Source organism: Rheinheimera sp. D18 (assembly GCF_004345025.1).
Classification (GTDB): domain Bacteria; phylum Pseudomonadota; class Gammaproteobacteria; order Enterobacterales; family Alteromonadaceae; genus Alishewanella; species Alishewanella metallidurans.
The window spans coordinates 990,487-1,009,818 of record NZ_CP037745.1; the positions used below are offsets into that span (position 1 = coordinate 990,487).

The following is a 19,332-nucleotide window of genomic DNA, read 5'->3' on the forward strand; positions in this document are numbered from 1 at the left end:
GTGGTATTAAGCGCAGTAAAAGCTGTGGTGTTTGACCTAGATGGCACCTTAGTAGATTCAGCGTTAGATTTTGCCAGTATGTGTGACGACATTGGCTGGCCGCGAGGCAGTGCTTTACTAGAGCAGTTAGCCTTGGTTGAGGATGCAGCTGAACATCAGCGAATTACACAAATTATTTGTCATCATGAAATGCAAGGTGCGAAATACGCCAGCTGGATGCCAGGTGCGCGTGAGTGTTTACAGCGGTTAAATGAGCTTAAGATGCCGCTAGCAATATTAACGCGTAATATGCGCTCAGCCACACAGCTAACTATCGAGCGTTTACAAATACCAGTACAGCGTGTTATTACTCGTGAAGACTGTGCGGCAAAGCCTGATCCTGAAGGTTTGTTGTTACTAGCAAACGAGCTAAAATTGCCAGTGCAAAATATGCTGTATGTTGGCGACTATATTTATGATCTGCAAGCGGCGAGCAATGCGGGTATGCCGTCATGTTTGTATTTAAATGAATATAATACCCATTTCTCTGCACACGCCAGTTGGACTTTTCACCATTTTGATGAGCTTACTGCTGCATTAATGTTGTAGTTGTTGTTTGTTAATATCTATTTTAGCGTTCTAATTAGGTTATACCTTAATTATGCTTCTATATTAAGTAGCATAATCGAACCTATCCTTAGGATATTATGAGTGTTAAAGCGTTTTAAAACAGATTTTTATCTTGCCATGTTAACACTGGTAACAACCCTGATCGTGCTTTGTATTCTACCGTACGCTGTTTATCGATTGTATACGGGCAATTATCTTGTTGGTTTTGCTGATTTGGTTGTTGTGCTTTCTTCTCTTATCGCCACTACCGTGGCGTGGCGCAGCGGCGATACGGTTAAACCCGGTGTATTTATGGCGGCAGTGTTTTGTATCGGTGTGTTAGTGATCTGTTTTGCCTTGGGTATTGATGGGCTATTTTGGGTGTATCCTTTTATGGTGTTCATTTTCTTTTTGGTTTCGCCATTTCGCGCTTTTATATTGCTATTACTATTACTTATATCGTTATTTGTTATGGCTAACGTGTTTCCAAACCGAGTGTTTTCTAGCCAATTCCAGATGATGGCATTTTTTGTTACCACCGGGGTAACCAGTATATTTGCTTTTATTTTTGCTTACAGAGCGCAAGTTCAACGCTTTGAACTACATCGGTTAGCCACTACTGATGGTTTAACCGGTGCGGCTAATCGGCGAACATTAAATGATAGGTTGGCAATAGCGGTGCTTGAAATGAGTAAACTAGAGCGTCCATACGGTTTGTTATTACTAGACTTAGATCATTTCAAACAGATAAATGACAATCATGGTCATAAACAGGGTGATGAAATACTCGTTAAATTAGTGCCAGTATTACAATCTTTGTTGCGCCAGAGCGATCAGGTATTTCGCTTTGGGGGTGAAGAGTTCGTCGTGCTGATTTCTGATGTTAAACCGGCGATGCTTCTTGTTTTGGCTGAGAAGTTACGAGCTGGAGTGCAGCAACAAATGGTGTTACCTAACGGCAGTTATATGACTACCTCTATAGGAGGTGCAATGTTAAAACCAGATGAAGAATGGGAATCATGGTTACATCGGGCTGATATGGCCTTGTATCAAGCTAAGCATCAAGGCCGTAATCAGGTTGTTATTGTCTAGTTACACATGCTGTTACTATCAAGATAAGGCTGCAATAACGGCGCCATGCTGTTCATTACTTGCAGTGGCAAGGCTGAGGTAAAGCTGAACTGTTCTGCATCTGAATCAGGCACATAAGCAGTTAGTACACCAAAGTGTTGCAAACCAAGATAAAAAGTAAAGGTTGCCGTGCGGTTTAGTGCTTTAGAGCTAACATGCTGGCCTTTAGCGTTTAACTGCACTAAGCGGTTATCACCGGTACCCGTTTTACCACCAATTATTAAGTTTGAACTAGCATAAGCTTGATTTAGTCTGCGGCCTGTACCTAATGACACCACCTGCTGTAATGCGTTGCGCAAAGCCGCTGCCACTTCAGGTTCAAGCACTTGTTGCACTTGCGGTTGGCTACGCTCAAAATAGGTTTGGTAGGGTGTGTTGCTGGCAAAGTTAAGTTTATCAATACGCACGCTAGGTAAGCGTTTGCCATTATTAATAATAATACCAACCAGTTCAGCTAAAGCTGCTGGCCTATCACCTGAGCTGCCAAGTGCCGTCGCCAATGAGGGCACTAAGTAGTCAAACGGATAACCCAGCCGCTGCCAGCGTTGATGTAAATCCCAAAATGCTTCAATTTCTAGCATATTGCGAATGCGGTTGTCGCGTGCACTACGAAACCGAGTTTTAAATAGCCATTTATATACTTCTTGGCGTACATCGCTGCTATCGGCAATGGCGGCTTGTAAACTAGCCTCAGGTTTTTGTTGCAAGTAGGCTAGTAGCCATAGCTCTAATGGGTGGCTACGTGATAAATACGCGCGGTCGGGTAGGCTAAAGGCATTAGGCTGATACTTATCGTACAGTTTAAGCGTCTCGCTTTCACGCGCCACGCCGTTGTTAATGTGCTCTTGCAATAGGCTGTTAAGCTGTGCCGGGGTAGCTTTAGGGTTTATATAAAGAAAGGCTACAGCAAGCCGTTCAGATGTTTGTCGGCTACTCGATATATAAAGTTGCAAGCGTTGCTCGGCAGTTTTACCTTGGTATTTTTGCCAGAATCGCCGTAAAAAGGTACTGCCTTCGCGATCAGCAAAACGCCGCAAATATTGATCACGCCGCGGGTTATCATCGTCGGCAAGTAATTTATAGCTGCTATTCTCGCCGTGATAAATACTGTAATTGACGATATCTTGCAATAAGCGCACAAAGGGCAAATTAACTGATTGCTGCAATGCCTCAATAATACTGGGGGTTAATGTATTTTCTTCTTTTTTAAAGTTACCGAACGTATGTAAGCCACCACCGGTATAAAAACTTTCGTTAGGGTTGGCGCTGTAGCGTCGTTCTAATGCCGCTTGCAACATACTACTTAGCTCAGCGCGTGGCTGCTCTGTTAAATAGCTTATTGCCCAACTGGTTAGGTTATCTTGTGGCGCAATATTAACAAATTGCAGAGTTTCGGTGTTTTCTTCTGCATAGAGCCGATGCAACTCGGCCACGATTTCTAAATAGGTTGTTAGTACGCGTAGTTTTGCCGTAGAACCTAGCTCAAGCTTGCTAGAATCGTTCATATCAAAGGGTTGATCGGTATTGTCGGTTTGTACCCGCACTTTATTACCGCTATCTGTACTTTGATACAGCGTAAAACTATAGCGCACTTTGCTTTGTTGCCCAGGCTTTAATAAACGATCAGCAAATAAACCGGCATTTTCCGCACCATCATAAGTATTTAACTGACGTAAGTGCTTACTAATATCATTTTGTAATTGATGATGTAGCGTGGTTTGGCTGGTTAAATCAAGGCGGTCAAGCTGATACAGATTTAGCTCTAGTAACTGGCTTAAACGGTTACGCACCATGGTGGTGGCTTTAAAGTCTTCGCCTTGCGCGGTGGCTGCTGCGACTTTGCCATTAAAGATTAATTTTTGTTGTATGGCTTTATTAGCCAGTTCCGTCGGCAGTACGCCTTGTTGCTGCATTAAACTAAGGTGACTATTACTTAGTTGCTCTAAATCGGCGTGACCTTGTAGCAAATAGTACGACGGGCGACGCTGAGCAATAATAAGCGCCATCACTTGTTTTAACGCTTGGCCTTGCGCATCAGTATAGGGTGCAGCTTGTTTAAGTAGCTGATTCACTTTAGCTGGGTTACTGCCAAACCATGCGTACAAGCCTTCGCCCATACCATTTACTTCGCCGTAAGTCGCTGTGGCGGCCAAAGGTACAGTATTTATATAGTCCAACACGGTTTTTTGTCGGCTGGCGCTGGTATCGACACCGGCTTGATAAGCTCTAATGCTGGCTGAGACTAATTGGCGAAATTTATCGGTAACATCAGACGTTAGTCCTTGCGAGCTGTGCCGATATTTTTCTAACTGCGTTGCCAAGGTGCTACCGCCTGCTGCTGCGGCTGGCAGCCCCACTGCACGCTGCAGTTGCGACCACACCGCTGCGCCTAAGCGAGGTAAATTAATAACCGGGTTGGCGCGAAGGTGGTCAGGGGTCAACAGGGTTCTATCTTCAACAAATAGCAAGCTTTGTACTATTAGTGGGGCAACGTTGGCTAGGTTGGTAAACTGCATAGCCGGTGCTTGGCTGCGATAAAATTGCTCTTGCTGACAACCATTGATAACCAACCCTGCACTATTTTTTTCTTGGTAGGGTGGGTAAAAGCCGTAGCTGGTAAAACGAGCTAACTGATCTGAAAACTGGCTTTGCTGAGTAATTTGAAAACCTGCTTGTTGCAGTTTTTCACTCCAACGCGGCAACTGAGTATAACCAAAGCGCTGATCAAATGGCCCTGCCGCAGGAAAGTTGATTTGTGTGGCTGCGCCCGGCTGCACTTGATAGTTAAGTTGGCTTGCCAAACTATGCCAAAGCGTAGATTGATAAAAATGATTACGGTTTTCTTGATAAACGGCCAGTGCTAGCAGTAATAAAAAGATTAATAATAGCCAAGGCAAATAACGCACCGGTGGTTTTTCCGGCGCAACATAAGGCGTTTCGCGCACATTGTCGAACTTCATCCGTTGCAGTAACGGCTTGCCATGTAAGGTGGGTTCAGTTCTTTGTTGTTTACTTTCTGGTGCGCTCATACCCGCTAATTGGTCTCTTGTTGGTCTTGCTGCAAACTCGCCGCACGTTGCTGACGCTCTGGTTCGTGGTTAATTTGCCAGCCATGTAAATTATCTTTTATTAACTGACATAGCGCCGAAATATGCTGCGGCTCAGCATTTAATGCGCTGATATATTCATAACGCTCACCACCGGCATGCAGAAAATATTCCTTATTTTCTTCGCCAATTTCTTCAATGGTTTCTAAGCAATCGGCAGAAAACCCCGGACAAAATATTTGTACACTTTTCACGCCCTGTGCTGGCAACGCTTTTAGCGTCATATCCGTATAAGGTTTTAACCATTCCTCGCGACCAAACCTAGATTGAAAAGTGGTGAGGTACTGATCTTTAGTTAACCCTAGCTGTTCAGCAATTAAACGTGATGTTTTGTAGCATTCGCAGTGGTAAGGGTCGCCATTGGTTAAATAACGTTTCGGAATACCATGATAAGAAAGAATAAGCTTGTCGGCTTGGCCGTGCTGTTGCCAATGCTGACGAATTCTATCTGCCGCGGCGTTAATAAAGGGCGCGTAATCTGGGTAGTGTGAAATAAAGCGTAAGTCGGGCAGCCAGCGTCGGCGCATAAAGTTCTGTGCCAGCTCATCAAAAGTAGAGGCTGAGGTTGCGCCAGAATACTGAGGGTACAGTGGCAGCACTAATAATTTACGCACACCTTGTTTTAGCATATTGTCAATTACGCTATCAAAGTTTGGGTTGCCATAACGCATAGCAAAATCGACTACTAGGTCGTTAACGCCATCTTGTTGTAACTGTTGGCGTATGGCATCGGTTTGCGCTTGGGTATGAAATAACAGTGGCGAGCCTTGTTCAGTAAATACCGTGGCATAAGCTTGGGCCGAGCGACGCGGACGAATTTGTAAAATCACGCAGTTGAGTATTAACCACCACAGTAAACGCGGCACTTCTACTACGCGCGGATCAGATAAGAATTGCTTTAAATAGCGTTTTAGCGCTTTGGGTGTTGGCTCGTCTGGTGTACCAAGGTTGGTGAGTAAAATGCCAATTTTGTCGCTTTGCTGGTGGTTAAAATTTGGAGTATTGATATAGCGCATAACAGGACGGCTGCTCTTTTTTATTGAATGAACTGATGTTACGTCAATTAGACACAATCAGTTTACATGACTAAAGGCCTGAGCCGATCTTAGCAGTTTCTGTATCAGATAAGTAAGGCAGGTAAAAAAATAATCTAGCGGGGCGAAAAACACTGGACCGTTATACTAACAGCCCAGTGCAGTATTGTGAATTAATGGTTATGGCCACCTTCGCCATGAGCATGGCCATGCGCCAGCTCTTCATCAGTTGCCGCGCGTACTGATAATATTTCTACCGCAAACTGCAAGGTTTTACCGGCTAATGGGTGGTTAGTGTCAACATCGGCTTTAAACATGCCCATTTTAACAATAGTAACCTGACGTTGACCTTGCTCAGTTTGGATCACGGCTGTCATTCCAGGTTGCCATTTTTTGGCACCCATCAGGTGTTTTACTTGTACGCTTTGAATGGCGCCGTCATTACGCTCACCGTAGGCTTGCTCTGGCGTTAAGGTAATATCCAGCTTATCACCTACCACTTTGCCACTAAGGGCTTGCTCTAATGCTGGCAGCATTTGTTGATGGCCGTGCAAATAAAGCAATGGCTGATTACCGTTTGAACTTTCTAGTTCAGTTGGCGTGCCGTTGGTTAAATCAGATAAAGTGTAATGAAACTGTACTACGCTATTGTCGCTAATTTGCATAAAAAAGGTCCGTTAATCGTAAAGTGGCTATTATCCCGTGCTGGTTAGCAAAAATCGACTTAATTTAGTAAAAAAACCGCTACGCATTATAAAAAAAACAGGCATCCGTGCCTTCAACGGTTGGCTTAGCGCAAGCCCGCTTTCGCTTAAATGAGCGACATTAGCTATTTGCACTGTTTGTATTTACTTAGCTGGCTGCTTTCATGCTGCCAACAAATTGCGTCAGTGCGGCCAATAGTTGGCTTGGCTGATCTTTATATTGCTCAATCAGTTTAACAATAGCCGAGCCAGATATTGCCCCTGCGGCGCCATTTTGAATCGCGTCTTTAACATGCTCTGGTGTTGAAATACCAAAACCTAATAATGGTGGTGCTGGGTTATAACTGCGCATGCGGGCAATAAGTTCACTGGTTGGCATTGCTGCTACGGTTTCAGCGCCGGTTACGCCAGCACGACTTAACAAATAGGTATAACCACGGCCGTAAGAGGCTATTTCACGTAAGTCGTCATCATCAACGTTTGGCGGAACAATATAAATTGGCGCAATACCGTATTTGGTTGCACTTAAGCGAAACGGTTTACTTTCATGTAAAGGTACATCGGCAATTAGCACCGAATTGACGCCGGCTGCAGCAGCCTGTGCATAAAAATTATCAATGCCGCGCGCCATTACTAAGTTGGAATACAGTAATAAGCCGATAGGAATAGTGGCGTTATAAGCACGAATTTTTTTAATAATATCAAAGCTAATCGCTGGCGTTACACCCGCGGCCAGCGCGCGAATATTAGCACCCTGAATAGTTGGGCCATCGGCGATAGGATCAGAAAAGGCAATACCAAGTTCTAACGCATCTGCGCCGGCATCAATAAGCGTTTTAATAATCGCAAAAGATAATTCAGGGTTTGGATCACCAATAGTAACAAAGGGCACAAAAGCACCGCGGCCTTCGCTTTGCAAGCGAGTAAACATCTGTTGGTAAAGTTTCATAGTGAGCCTCCTGCTAATACGCTATGTACGTGGGCTAAGTCTTTGTCACCCCGGCCAGATAAGTTAACCAGCAACACGGTAGGTTCGGTGGCTTGCTTAGCAAATTTTAACGCATATGCTAGTGCGTGCGAGCTTTCTAGCGCCGGTATAATACCTTCAGTTTTTGCTAATAGTTGAAACGCGGCTAAGGCTTCATCGTCGTTAATAGCAATATATTGCGCACGCCCAGTTTGTTGCAAATGCGTATGCTGTGGGCCAACGGCTGGGTAATCTAAACCGGCAGAAATAGAATAAGACTCTTCAATTTGGCCGTCTTCAGTTTGCATAATCGCGGTATAAGCACCGTGCAAAATACCATAACTGCCGGTAGACAGCGCAGCACCATGCTGATGAGTGTCAGTACCTTTGCCACCTGGTTCAATACCAATTAGCTTTACGCCGACTTCTTCAATAAAGTCAGCAAAAATACCAATGGCATTGCTGCCCCCGCCAACACAGGCAATAACTGCATCGGGTAATTTGCCTTCAGCCTTTAAAATTTGCTGCTTAGCCTCTTCACCAATCATTTTTTGAAAGTCGCGCACTATAGTGGGAAACGGATGCGGCCCCGCAGCGGTACCAAGCATATAATGCGTAGTATCGTAACTTGCTGACCAATCACGCATTGCTTCGTTTACTGCATCTTTTAAGGTACCGCTACCGCTGGTAACCGGTATTACCGTGGCGCCCATCAGTTTCATACGAAACACGTTAGGTTGCTGGCGTTCAATATCTTTAGCACCCATATAGATACGGCATTTTAAGCCCAGCAGGGCGCAAGCTAAGGCGGTGGCGACACCATGCTGACCGGCGCCTGTTTCGGCAATCACTTCCTTTTTACCCATGCGCTTGGTTAATAGCGCTTGGCCGAGTACTTGGTTAGTTTTATGTGCGCCGCCGTGCAGTAAGTCTTCACGTTTTAAGTAAATTTTCACCAGCGGGTTTGGTGAAATATTACGGCACAGGGTCAATGGCGTTGGCCGGCCAGCGTATTCAGTTAGTAACTGTTGAAATTCGGCATTAAACGCCGGATCAGCTATCGCATCGACATAAGCTTGCTCTAGCTGTTTTAATGCTGGCACTAATAGTTGCGGCACAAACATGCCGCCGTATTGGCCGAAATAGGCGTTTAGTTTTAACTCACTCATAATGAAAATTCCGTATTTGTGAAAATGCGTGCTGAATTTTGCCGGCATCTTTAATGCCTGGCGCAGACTCCAGCCCTGAATTGAAATCAAGCCCTGCTATTGGCAGCTTAAGTGCGGCGCTGCAGTTTTCGCCATTTAGGCCACCGGCTAACATAATTGGCGGTATATTCTGCGTTTGCTGTACTTGTTGTAGCAACTGCCAGTTAAAGCACTCGCCAGTGCCGCCGGGCTGCGCTGCGCTATAGGTGTCTAATAAAATACGATCGGCTAATAAGCTAAATGTGGGTAGCTGCTGTTTTATCCGATAGGCTTGCCAAATTTGACAGCCGTTTGGCAGCTGCGGCTTAAGTACGCTGATATAGCTATCGTCTTCATCGCCATGTAATTGCACTGCATGCAAGTTAAGGCTTTGCGCCAGTGTGGCAACTTCGACTGGCTCGGCATTCACAAATACACCGACAAACTTTAACGGAGCGCTTTGGCTTAAAGTTTGGGCTTGTTCAGCACTAACATAGCGCGCTGATGGCGGATAAAAAATAAGACCACCGTAGCTAGCGCCTGCTGCACAAGCGGCTTTTACATCTTCTGGTCGGGTTAGGCCACACACTTTATGCTCACCTAGTACTAGCGCACGGCAAGCCTCGGCTAAGTTGTCTTGTGACATTAATGAGCTGCCAACTAAAAATGCATCCGCTACTTGCGATAAATGTCGTACCTGCTGGTTAGTATAAATGCCAGACTCAGATACTATAGTAACGCCCGTTGGGATCAGTTTTGCTAAGTTAAAACTAGTATTTAAATCAGTACTAAGATCGCGCAAATCGCGATTATTAATGCCAATCAGTGTAGCGCCCAGCTTTACCGCCCGCAGCGTTTCTGCTTCATTACTTACTTCAGTTAGTACTGTCATATTTAATGTAGTGGCCACAGCGGCCAGTTCACGATACTCTGCATCGCTAAGTACCGACAGCATAAGTAACACTGCATCAGCACCACAGTGGCGGCCAAAATAAACTTGGTAGCTATCAATAATAAAGTCTTTATGGAGTAACGGTACTTCAACCAAACTACGCATAGTACGCAGATAGTCGTAGCTGCCTTGAAAAAATTTTTCGTCGGTCAGCACCGAAATACAGTCGGCATACTGGCTATACACTTGTGCTAATTGCGGTAAATTAAAATCGGCACGAATTAGCCCCTTTGATGGCGAGGCTTTTTTACATTCTAAAATAAACCGCGGCCCAGGTTGTTTAAGCGCCGCCATAAAATCGCGTTCGGTTGGCTTAACCGAAGCAATAAAGCTAGCCAAGGGGTGCTGCTGTTTTAACTCTGCTACTTCTAAATGTTTATGCGCTACTATATTCGCCAGCACATTAGGCATATTAGTTTGCATGGCTTAGCTCCTTAAATTTTACCAAGGTGTTAAAGGCAGTGTCGGTTGCTAACAGCGCTAATACGGCTTGGGTATTAGCTTTTAAATTGTCACCCTTACCAGCAATTTTCAGCATTGCGGCGACATTAATTGCGACTGCAGCGTTATGGGCGTGTTGGCCTTGGCCTTGTAAAATAGCCAGTGTTGCGGCTGCGTTCTCAGCAGGCTCGCCACCGGCCAGCGCGCTAAGCGGTTGAGGTTCAACACCAAAATCTGCTGGGCTTAGGCTAAATTCGGTAATAACACCGTGTTCTAGTGCGCAAACATTAGTGGTGCCATGCAAGGCAATTTCGTCACAACCACTGCCATGTACTACCCAGGCGCGCTTTACGCCAAGTTGCTTTAACGCTTGGGCCATAACGCGGCATAATTTAGCATCGTATACGCCAAGTAACTGAAAGTCAGGCTCGGCAGGGTTAACTAAGGGGCCAAGTAAATTAAATAAGGTGCGGCTTTTTAGTGTATTGCGTACCGCCATCGCGTGCTTAATGCCGGCATGGTAAAGCGGTGCAAATAAAAAGCTACAGTTACTTTGCTCTAGTGCCTTGGCCGCTTGTTGTGGTGGCATCTGAATATTTACACCCAGCTGTTCTAATAAATCGGCTGAGCCAGAGCGCGACGACACACTGCGATTACCATGCTTAACCACTTTTAAGCCCATCGCTGCGCCAACAATGGCAGCGGTGCTAGAGATATTAATGGTATTACTGCCATCGCCACCCGTGCCGCAGCAATCAATAGTGCCAGCCGGTAATTTAGGAAAGGCAGTGGCCGCAGCGCGTAGCGCACTGGCTGCACCGGCCATTTCGTCGGCGGTTTCGCCACGCATTTTTAGGGCAATTAGTAGCGCGGTTAAATGCACCGCATCAACGTCACCTTGTATTACCGCATTGAAAAACTGCTGCGCCTGTAAAAATGATAACGGCTGGCCGCTTAAACTATGTTGCACTGTTTGTAATAGCGATTCGCTCATTGGGTACCTCGCAGTAAATAACTGACGCTTTGTTGCAATAACGGCTTACCCAGTGTGGTTAAAATAGATTCAGGGTGAAACTGAAAACCCAGCATGCGTTTGCACTCGTTTATGACTGCCATCGGAATATGCCGCTCATTAGCTAGCAATGTTAGGGCTTCAGGCAGCTTATTGGCCATTAATGAGTGATAACGTGCTACCGAAAATGGGTTGGGTAAGTTAGCAAATACACTGTGCTCGGTTAGGGTTATGGCTGACGTTTTGCCATGCACGGTTTCGCCCGCTTGGCCAACGGTGCCGCCAAAGTGTTCAACAATAGCCTGATGCCCAAGGCAAATACCCAGTACCGGAAACACACCGTCACATAGCTTTAATAATTGAGGCATACAGCCAGCGTTGGCTGGGCTGCCTGGGCCAGGTGACAGTACTAACAGCACAGGGACCGTTTCAGTTTGCATTTGTTGAAAAATATAATCTGCCGGCAGGGTATTACGATATAACTTTACGCCGTAGCCAAGCTGGGCAAATTCATCTACTAAGTTATAAGTAAAGGAGTCGATGTTATCTAGCAAGTAAATGACACTCATGTATTACTCCTTATGTGCAGCGATAATGGCACTAATTACGGCTTGGGCTTTGCTGCGTGTTTCATCGGCTTCGGCTTGAGCAACCGAGTCAAATACCACGCCGGCACCCGCTTGAATATACGCGGTGTTATTTGCCACATAGGCTGAGCGAATAACAATACAGCTATCAAAATCACCATTGCCGGATAAATAGCCAACCGCACCACCGTAGCTGCCGCGGCGTTTACCTTCTACCTGACGAATAAGCTCGGCAGCTTTAACCTTGGGTGCACCAACTAAGGTGCCCATGTTCATACAGGCTTGATAAGCATGTAGGGCGTCTAGCTCGGGCTTTAATTGACCGACTACGCGTGATACCAAATGCATAACGTAAGAGTAACGGTCTACTTTAAGCAGTTCTTTAACGTAGCGACTGCCGGGTACACTAATACGCGCCACGTCGTTACGGGCTAAATCGACCAGCATTAAGTGCTCAGCTTTTTCCTTGTCATCTTGGCGCAGCTCTAATTCAATACGGCTGTCTAAGTCGCGATCAATACTGCCATCAGCGGCAAAACCACGGCGACGCGTACCGGCAATGGGATAAATTTCTACTTGGCGACTTGCTGCGTCAAACTTTAATGCCGACTCTGGCGAGGCGCCAAATAGCGTAAAAGCGCTATCTTTTAAATAGAACATATAGGGGCTGGGGTTTTGTTGCTTTAGCTTTGCATAGGCGGCCAAAGGTTTAGGGCAGGCCAGAGTGAAGCAACGTGATGGCACTACCTGAAAAATATCACCCGCGACAATATGCTGCTTTAGTTTTTCGACCTGTTCGACAAAATCAGTATCGCTAATATCGACATGCACTTGGCTACTACTTGGCGTGGTAAGTGATGACGCCGGTGTCGCTTTATATAATGGTGTTAGCTGCGGCTGCTGTAACTGCAGCTTTAGCTGCTCTAAGCGTTTGCCAATAACAAAGCAATTTGTCATTGCTTGCTCGCCACAAAATACATTACCAATTAGCCGACTTTGTTTAGTTTGGTGATCCATCACCAGCAAGGTTTCAGCTAAATAAAACACGTAATCGGGGCAGTTGTTATCTATGCTTGGCACATTGGGTAAGTGTTCAACCGTGGCGATCATATCGTAGCCAATAACACCACCAAGGAATATGGCAAACGGCTCATTACTTTGACAGCTTAACTGCCGTTGTATTGCCCGCAGCACACTAAATGGATTTGCAGCTTGTAGCCGAGCATTTTCTTCTAACAGCAGCGCTGGGCGCTGGTAGGTTAGGTTTAGGCTGTTTTCTGCCAAAGTAACCGTGGCATTGCTACTAAGTTTTTCTGCTAAATAAGGCAGTAAGCTAGCGCCATTGTCGCTAACAGCAGTAATGCTAACGCTTTGGTCGTTACACTCTATACGCAGCGCGGCATCGATTAGCAGTAAACTTTTTAAATTATCTTTACTGTCGATCTCAGCCGACTCTAACAACAAAGCGTACGGGCTTTGTAAAGTTAGTGCGGCAAAGTTACCTAAGGCATCGCTTTGGTACTCAACTGGCATGGCAATACTTGCTACCTCGCCAGGAGAGTCTGTGATATGGCTAAAAATCATGTTTAAATTTACCCTTATAATTCAACAATGTTTTGCTTAGCCGGTTCCAACAATTTTGCGCGCCCATAAAAAAAGCCCGCTTCTTGTGGAAACGGGCTTCGGTAATTAAAGCTAATACAACGCCTACACACGCCCGTTGGGAATGTGCCACCACCAATTAGTTACGTTTAGGGTTGTTATAAATTGCATTAGCTTTAATCACTTTATATTTGTTGCCTACATAAAACCGCAAAACCCTAGTAGCCGTCAAGTGCTTATTTGCTATAAGTTAAAATTAAAACGTATAAGCTTCTGGATGGCTAATGCCTTGCTTTGCGATATTGCCGCTGTATGCGATAATAACCGGCTATTTTGAGGTATTAATGAAAATTGATTTACATAGCCACACTCTGTGCTCTGACGGCGTATTATCGCCAGCTGATTTAGTGGCGCGCGCGGTAGAGCGGGACGTGAATGCGTTGGCGATTACCGACCATGACACTGTTGCCGGTTTAGCGGCAGCACAGCAAGCTATCGATGAATTGCAGCTACCACTGACGCTGATTAATGGCGTAGAAATTTCTACTTCTTGGCAGCAACAAGAAATTCATATTGTCGGTTTAAATATAAACCCACATTGTCCGACGTTGTTATCGCGCTTGGCTATACAGCAGCAGCGGCGGTTTGAGCGGGCAGAGGAAATGGCGCGGCGCTTGGCGAAAAATCAGATCCCTGATGTTCTGCCTGCAGTATTAGCACTGGCAAATGGGGCGGCGGTAACGCGAACGCATTTTGCCCGACATTTGGTTGATATTGGTCAAGCTAGTTCGATGAATAATGTTTTTAAAAAATATTTAGGCCGCGGTAAAATTGGTTATGTACCCAATAACTGGGTCGATTTTGCTGAAGCTATACAGTGGATCCAAGATGCTAATGGTGTGGCAGTACTGGCGCATCCGTTAAAATATAAGCTTAATGGCAAGTGGTTAAGGCGTTTAGTTGAGCAGTTTGCCGAGGCTGGCGGTGATGCGATAGAGGTTATTTCTCCCCAGCAAACGCCTGTGCAAAAGCGTGAATTATGTGCTCTTGCTCAGTTGCATGGCTTAACGGCATCAGTAGGTTCAGATTTTCATCAGGTTACAACTTGGAATGATTTAGGAAAAAACCTATATTTAAGTGACGATGTACCAACGGTTTGGGCTAGTTGGCCGCAAATACCAGCTTCGCCACAAGTGTGATAAGCCCCAGATAATTGAAAGAAGAACAATAATGAGCCAATTTTTTCATATTCACCCAGATTCGCCACAACAGCGTTTATTAAAACAAGCGGTGCAAATTATTCAGCAAGGTGGCGTAGTAATCTACCCAACCGATAGCGGTTATGCGCTGGGCTGCCACGTGGGTGATAAGGGCGCTATGGAGCGCATTTTACAAATTCGCCAAGTAAGCGGTGACCATAACTTTACCTTGCTGTGTCGTGATTTAACCGAACTTTCGGTATACGCTAAGGTAGAAAATACTGCGTTTCGTTTAATTAAAAACAATACACCAGGCCCTTATACTTTTATTTTGCGCGGTACCAAAGAGGTGCCTAAACGCTTGTTAAATGATAAGAAAAAGACAATTGGTTTGCGAGTCCCTGAAAATAAAATTGCCTTAGCATTATTAGAAGAACTCGGTGCACCACTGCTTAGCACCAGCTTAATTTTACCCGGTGAGCGGTTTGCAGAGAGTGATCCTGAAGATATGCGGCTGCGTCTAGAAAAACAGGTCGACTTAATTTTACACGGTGGGGTTATTGGCGAAGCGCCAACCACCGTAATTGATTATTCGAACGATGAACCTGTGGTAGTTCGCGAAGGACGCGGCGACCCAACCCCATTTCTATAATGTGGTTAGCCGAAGCATAAAATGTTAGACGACATAGTGGTAGAAAATTTAACCGTACAGCAGCCGCTGCCTTTGGCCTTTGTTCGTGGAGAGGCGGTGCTGGAACGGCCTGATGATTTATATATTCCGCCAGATGCGTTAGAAATATTACTTGATGCCTTTGAAGGCCCGTTAGACTTTTTGCTGTATCTTATTCGTAAACACAAATTTGATATTGTTGATTTGCCGATTAATGAAATTACGCTGCAATATATTGAATATATAGATTTAATGCAGGGTTTAAACTTTGAGCTGGCAGCCGAATATTTAGTAATGGCGGCAATGTTGGCCGAAATTAAATCGCGGCTATTACTACCACGCCATAGTGAAATTATTGATGAGGAAGTAGACCCTCGGGCAGAATTGATTCGGCGTCTGCAAGAATACGAAGTGTTTAAACAAGCTGCTACGGAACTTGATTGCTTGCCGCGCGATGAACGCGATCATTTTAAAGCCACTGCCGCACTGCCAGATAATTTTTCCCCGCTGATTATTTTACCTGAAGTTGATTTAGCCGAGCTGACCTTAGCGTTAAAAGATATTGTAAAGCGCGCCAAAGATTTTCAGCATCACCATGTTAAGCGCGAGCATTTATCTACCCGCGAGCGGATGAGTCGGATCTTAGATTTACTTAGCGCCCATCAAGGTTACTTGACGTTTTCGGCCTGTTTTGATGTTAGCGAAGGCCGGCAAGGGGTAGTAGTAACGTTTTTAGCCATGCTAGAGCTAACTAAAGAAAAATTAGTCGATATTATTCAGGTCGAAGCCTTTGGGCAAATTCATGTTAAATTGAAACAAGCTGAGGCATAATGGCGGCGAAAATTAATGACGCACAGTTATTGCAATTGGTTGAAGCGGCGATTTTTGCTGCGGATAAGCCATTAAGTGCCGATGATATGCAGGCAACCGTGCTAGATGAGTTTAATGTCAGCAAAAAACGCTTAGCCGACACGCTACAGCAATTGCTACAAGATTATGCTGGTCGAGGTATTACGCTAGTTGAAACCGCTTCCGGTTATCGTTTTGTTACCAAGCCAGAATTAAGTGATTATTTAGCTAAGCTATGGCCTGAACGTTCGCCGCGTTATTCGCGAGCGGTGTTAGAAACGCTATCGCTTATTGCTTATCGTCAGCCTATAACCCGTGGCGAAATTGAAGATATTCGTGGCGTATCGGTTAGTAGCCAAATAATCCGCACCTTGCTGGATCGTGGTTGGGTGAAAGTCGTTGGCCATAAAGAAGTACCCGGTCGACCTGGGCTATACGCGACCACAAAAGAATTTTTAGATTACTTTGGTTTAAAACATTTAAACCAATTACCCCCTTTGCCAGAATTTCAGACGCTAAGTTTGGATTTGGCTGACACCGTCGTGACGACAGGAGAATTACACTAATGAGTGATAAAGCCGGTAGTGAAAAACTACAAAAAGTATTAGCCCGTGCCGGCGTGGGTTCGCGCCGTGAAATGGAAGACTGGATCAGCGGTGGTCGTGTCACCGTTGACGGTAAACCTGCGGTATTAGGTGACCGGGTTGGTTTGAAACAACAAATTCGCGTTGATGGCCATCCGGTACAGATAGCCAGCACAGAAGAGCAAATTTGCCGGGTACTGGCGTACCACAAGCCTGAAGGTGAAATATGCTCGCGTACCGATCCGGAAGGCCGGCCTACAGTGTTTTCACGTCTGCCAAACATTAAAGGCGCGCGCTGGATAGCCATTGGCCGGCTGGATATTAATACCTCAGGTTTATTGTTATTTACCACCGACGGTGAATTAGCTAACCGTTTAATGCATCCTAAGTTTGAAGTAGAACGTGAATATGCCGTGCGCGTATTTGGCGAAGTTAACGATGCCATGGTACAGCGGCTGCGCCTTGGCGTTGAGTTAGAAGATGGTAAAGCTAATTTCAAAAAAGTTAAAGCACTACCAGGTGAAGGCATTAACCGTTGGTTTCATGTGGTGTTAACCGAAGGCCGTAACCGCGAAGTACGACGGATGTGGGAATCGCAGGGCGCGGTAGTTAGCCGGTTAATTCGTATCCGCTATGGTGATTTATTGCTACCAAAACATTTACCTGCCGGTGGTTATGCCGAATATGCACTGGAAGACGTAAACTATTTACGCAAACTCGTTAGCATGCCATTAGAAGTAGCCAGCTTAGTGAAAGATGAAGACCGAGTAGAGCGACGTCGGCGCATGGCCAGCATGAAGCGCGCAGTGCGTAAACATCAAATTGCTGAGAAAAGCCCTGAACGTAAAACTAAAGAGCGTAAACCTGCGGCCAATAAACCCGATGCGGCTAAACCTGACGCACGTAAAGGCCCCAACAAGCCTAAAGGGCCGGTAAAAGGCCAAGCGCCAAAACGCCAACCTACCAGCAAAAAGCCGACGCGTGAGGGTAGAGGTTAGTCTATTAAAATCAAAGATATTAACGAGGGCGCATTAAGCGCCCTTTGTTTTTGCAATAGTTTGCTTTTGCGAACAGTTTGCTGAGAGTTAGCTACTAACGTACCTTAGTATTGCGCACCATTTTATACAGTAAGTTAGGTGATAACCTTGATACTAAAGCACCAAGACGCTCTTTTAGTCCACCAATAACAATATAATTTTTATCTTTTATTAACGCTTTTACAGCTTGTTTAGCAAATTGTTCGGCGCTCATGGCACTGGCTTGGGCATCATCCATTTGACCCAATGCACTACCATCGCCAGTTAAGGCGTTACGAGATACATCCGTTTTCACAAAGCCAGGGAAAATAGTCGCCACTTGTAAGCCTTGGTCAAATAATTCTGCACGTAAGCTATTGGCCCACAGGTGCAAAGCCGCCTTGGCCGCAGAGTAACTGCCGCGATATTGGGTACCCACTAAACCCGCCACGCTAGAGATAAACACGACTTTGCCACCACCGTCGGCTAATAATAATGGCAAGGCACTACGTGTAAGGTTAATTTGCGCAAAGTAATCTACGTCAAACAACTTACGTTCGGTTGCTACTGGCGTATCAACAATTAATGAGCGTTGGCTGATGCCGGCATTATTAATTAACCAGTCTAAGCCACCCATTTTTTGCGTAATGTTAACAATAGCCGCATCTACTGCGGCGGTATCGGTAATGTCTAAGTGCAGTAATACATGTCGCTGCGTATTGGTTAGGCTATCTCGCACCCTTATTAACTCTGCTTCTCGGCGCGCGCTTAAAATAAGTACGGCACCCGCTGCGGCAAATTCACGAGCCAGTGCTTCACCAATACCGCCTGATGCGCCGGTGATCCAAATAACTTTATTTTTTAGCGGTGAAACTAGCATGGCACAACTCATTACATTAATTAGCGTTAAACGAACACTAGGGTAGAACTAGCTAAGTTGTAAAGCTTTAGCTGGGGCTTTTTGCACCTTATACTTGCGTTGAAAATAGCCTTTAAACATCAAGATAGAACCCAAGCCAATCACAGGTGCGGTTAGCCAACTTAGCATCATCCATTGCTCTGGCAAGATGTCACTAATTAAGCGCCCACCACCTGCAGCAAAAAAGGCAGTGTAAACGCCAATGCCAGTGCCAACCATTGAGGTAAAGTGCTGAATAATCCACTCTCTATTTTGCACCTGAGCTTTAAACGTATAGCGACAGATGCTTAGTGCAATATATGCACTAACAGCGGCAAAAATCATTAATAAGGTTTGATTAAAACGATAACCTTGCCAAGCAACAAAGCCGGCTAAAGGTAGCATTAATAATACCGGAATAAGGTATTGGCCGCGCTTTAGCAATGCTCGATTAGCTTTTGCTTTTAACACAGCCATGGCATGGCGCACGCTGACCCAGGTAAGCACACTAAGCAATAGTAAAAACTCTGAAAATACCACGCGCCAGCCAAGAAAACGCTGTAATTCTATTTGGCTACGCGTGGTGTCAGTGACATAAATCGCAATAGGATCATATATTGTCATACTACTCATCAATATACCTGAGCCTGCTACTACTAACATAATGTAATAAAAAGCTTTACCTGCGTTATTATGTAATGTGCTACCTTTTCGCACGCACACAGGTAGCCAAAATAGCAGCAGAGCAACGCTGCCCAGCCCAATATGTAGATATAGTAAAAAAGTGTGAATAGTTAACATAGC

18 protein-coding genes are annotated in these 19,332 nt (G+C 45.3%); 7 read left to right on the forward strand and 11 right to left on the reverse strand.

What is annotated here, in order from left to right; all coding sequences use genetic code 11:
- A complete protein-coding gene (locus E0Z06_RS04745) occupies positions 1 to 588 on the forward strand; it encodes an HAD family hydrolase (protein WP_132582373.1) in 588 nt (195 codons plus the stop codon).
- A 102-nt stretch (positions 589 to 690) separates the two neighbouring features.
- A complete protein-coding gene (locus E0Z06_RS04750) occupies positions 691 to 1,680 on the forward strand; it encodes a GGDEF domain-containing protein (protein WP_132582375.1) in 990 nt (329 codons plus the stop codon).
- On the opposite strand, the gene E0Z06_RS04755 is transcribed toward E0Z06_RS04750, so the two are convergent.
- The 9 genes from E0Z06_RS04755 to E0Z06_RS04795 form a co-directional block, all read right to left on the reverse strand.
- Positions 1,677 to 4,748, reverse strand: a complete 3,072-nt coding sequence (locus tag E0Z06_RS04755) for a transglycosylase domain-containing protein (protein ID WP_132582377.1) — start codon at positions 4,746 to 4,748, stop codon at positions 1,677 to 1,679. The two genes, E0Z06_RS04750 and E0Z06_RS04755, sit on opposite strands and share 4 nt — an antisense overlap.
- A gap of 5 nt (positions 4,749 to 4,753) precedes the next feature.
- A complete protein-coding gene (gene hemH / locus E0Z06_RS04760; RefSeq protein WP_132582379.1) occupies positions 4,754 to 5,842 on the reverse strand; it encodes a ferrochelatase in 1,089 nt (362 codons plus the stop codon).
- A gap of 191 nt (positions 5,843 to 6,033) precedes the next feature.
- Positions 6,034 to 6,525: a peptidylprolyl isomerase gene (locus E0Z06_RS04765; protein ID WP_132582381.1), complete on the reverse strand. Its 492-nt coding sequence runs from the start codon at positions 6,523 to 6,525 to the stop codon at positions 6,034 to 6,036.
- A gap of 187 nt (positions 6,526 to 6,712) precedes the next feature.
- Positions 6,713 to 7,513, reverse strand: coding sequence for a tryptophan synthase subunit alpha (trpA, locus tag E0Z06_RS04770; RefSeq protein ID WP_132582383.1), 801 nt, complete (start codon positions 7,511 to 7,513; stop codon positions 6,713 to 6,715).
- A complete protein-coding gene (trpB, locus tag E0Z06_RS04775; protein WP_132582385.1) occupies positions 7,510 to 8,700 on the reverse strand; it encodes a tryptophan synthase subunit beta in 1,191 nt (396 codons plus the stop codon). The genes trpA and trpB overlap by 4 nt, the downstream gene beginning before the upstream one ends.
- A complete protein-coding gene (gene trpCF / locus E0Z06_RS04780; RefSeq protein WP_207903143.1) occupies positions 8,693 to 10,093 on the reverse strand; it encodes a bifunctional indole-3-glycerol-phosphate synthase TrpC/phosphoribosylanthranilate isomerase TrpF in 1,401 nt (466 codons plus the stop codon). Before trpCF ends, trpB begins: the two co-directional genes overlap by 8 nt.
- Complete coding sequence (gene trpD / locus E0Z06_RS04785) at positions 10,083 to 11,105, reverse strand: anthranilate phosphoribosyltransferase (RefSeq protein ID WP_132582387.1); 1,023 nt, start codon at positions 11,103 to 11,105, stop codon at positions 10,083 to 10,085. The genes trpCF and trpD overlap by 11 nt, the downstream gene beginning before the upstream one ends.
- The gene (locus E0Z06_RS04790) at positions 11,102 to 11,692 is read right to left on the reverse strand and encodes an aminodeoxychorismate/anthranilate synthase component II (RefSeq protein WP_132582389.1); all 591 of its coding nucleotides are present in this window, start codon (positions 11,690 to 11,692) and stop codon (positions 11,102 to 11,104) included. The genes trpD and E0Z06_RS04790 overlap by 4 nt, the downstream gene beginning before the upstream one ends.
- A 3-nt stretch (positions 11,693 to 11,695) precedes the next feature.
- On the reverse strand, positions 11,696 to 13,294 hold the full coding sequence (locus tag E0Z06_RS04795; protein WP_132582391.1) for an anthranilate synthase component 1: 1,599 nt from the start codon (positions 13,292 to 13,294) through the stop codon (positions 11,696 to 11,698).
- A gap of 302 nt (positions 13,295 to 13,596) precedes the next feature.
- Between E0Z06_RS04795 and E0Z06_RS04800 the strand changes: the two genes are divergently transcribed.
- Genes E0Z06_RS04800 through rluB form a run of 5 tightly spaced genes read left to right on the forward strand, consistent with a single transcriptional unit; the run spans position 13,597 to position 17,612 of the window.
- Positions 13,597 to 14,511 carry a PHP domain-containing protein gene (locus tag E0Z06_RS04800; RefSeq protein WP_243695564.1) on the forward strand — a complete coding sequence of 305 codons (915 nt, stop codon included), beginning with the start codon at positions 13,597 to 13,599 and terminating at the stop codon, positions 14,509 to 14,511.
- Positions 14,512 to 14,542: 31 nt separating this feature from the next.
- A complete protein-coding gene (locus tag E0Z06_RS04805) occupies positions 14,543 to 15,163 on the forward strand; it encodes an L-threonylcarbamoyladenylate synthase (protein ID WP_132582393.1) in 621 nt (206 codons plus the stop codon).
- A gap of 21 nt (positions 15,164 to 15,184) precedes the next feature.
- Positions 15,185 to 16,012: a ScpA family protein gene (locus E0Z06_RS04810; protein ID WP_132582395.1), complete on the forward strand. Its 828-nt coding sequence runs from the start codon at positions 15,185 to 15,187 to the stop codon at positions 16,010 to 16,012.
- Positions 16,012 to 16,596 carry an SMC-Scp complex subunit ScpB gene (scpB, locus tag E0Z06_RS04815; RefSeq protein WP_132582397.1) on the forward strand — a complete coding sequence of 195 codons (585 nt, stop codon included), beginning with the start codon at positions 16,012 to 16,014 and terminating at the stop codon, positions 16,594 to 16,596. The genes E0Z06_RS04810 and scpB overlap by 1 nt, the downstream gene beginning before the upstream one ends.
- A complete protein-coding gene (gene rluB / locus E0Z06_RS04820; RefSeq protein ID WP_132582399.1) occupies positions 16,596 to 17,612 on the forward strand; it encodes a 23S rRNA pseudouridine(2605) synthase RluB in 1,017 nt (338 codons plus the stop codon). The genes scpB and rluB overlap by 1 nt, the downstream gene beginning before the upstream one ends.
- Before the next feature lie 94 nt (positions 17,613 to 17,706).
- Here the strand turns inward: rluB and E0Z06_RS04825 are convergent, their stop codons facing one another.
- Together E0Z06_RS04825 and E0Z06_RS04830 are read right to left on the reverse strand one after the other, a co-directional pair.
- The gene (locus E0Z06_RS04825; RefSeq protein WP_132582401.1) at positions 17,707 to 18,510 is read right to left on the reverse strand and encodes an SDR family oxidoreductase; all 804 of its coding nucleotides are present in this window, start codon (positions 18,508 to 18,510) and stop codon (positions 17,707 to 17,709) included.
- Between the two features lie 48 nt (positions 18,511 to 18,558).
- The gene (locus E0Z06_RS04830; RefSeq protein WP_132582403.1) at positions 18,559 to 19,329 is read right to left on the reverse strand and encodes a hypothetical protein; all 771 of its coding nucleotides are present in this window, start codon (positions 19,327 to 19,329) and stop codon (positions 18,559 to 18,561) included.
- Between the last annotated feature and the right edge of the window lie 3 nt (positions 19,330 to 19,332).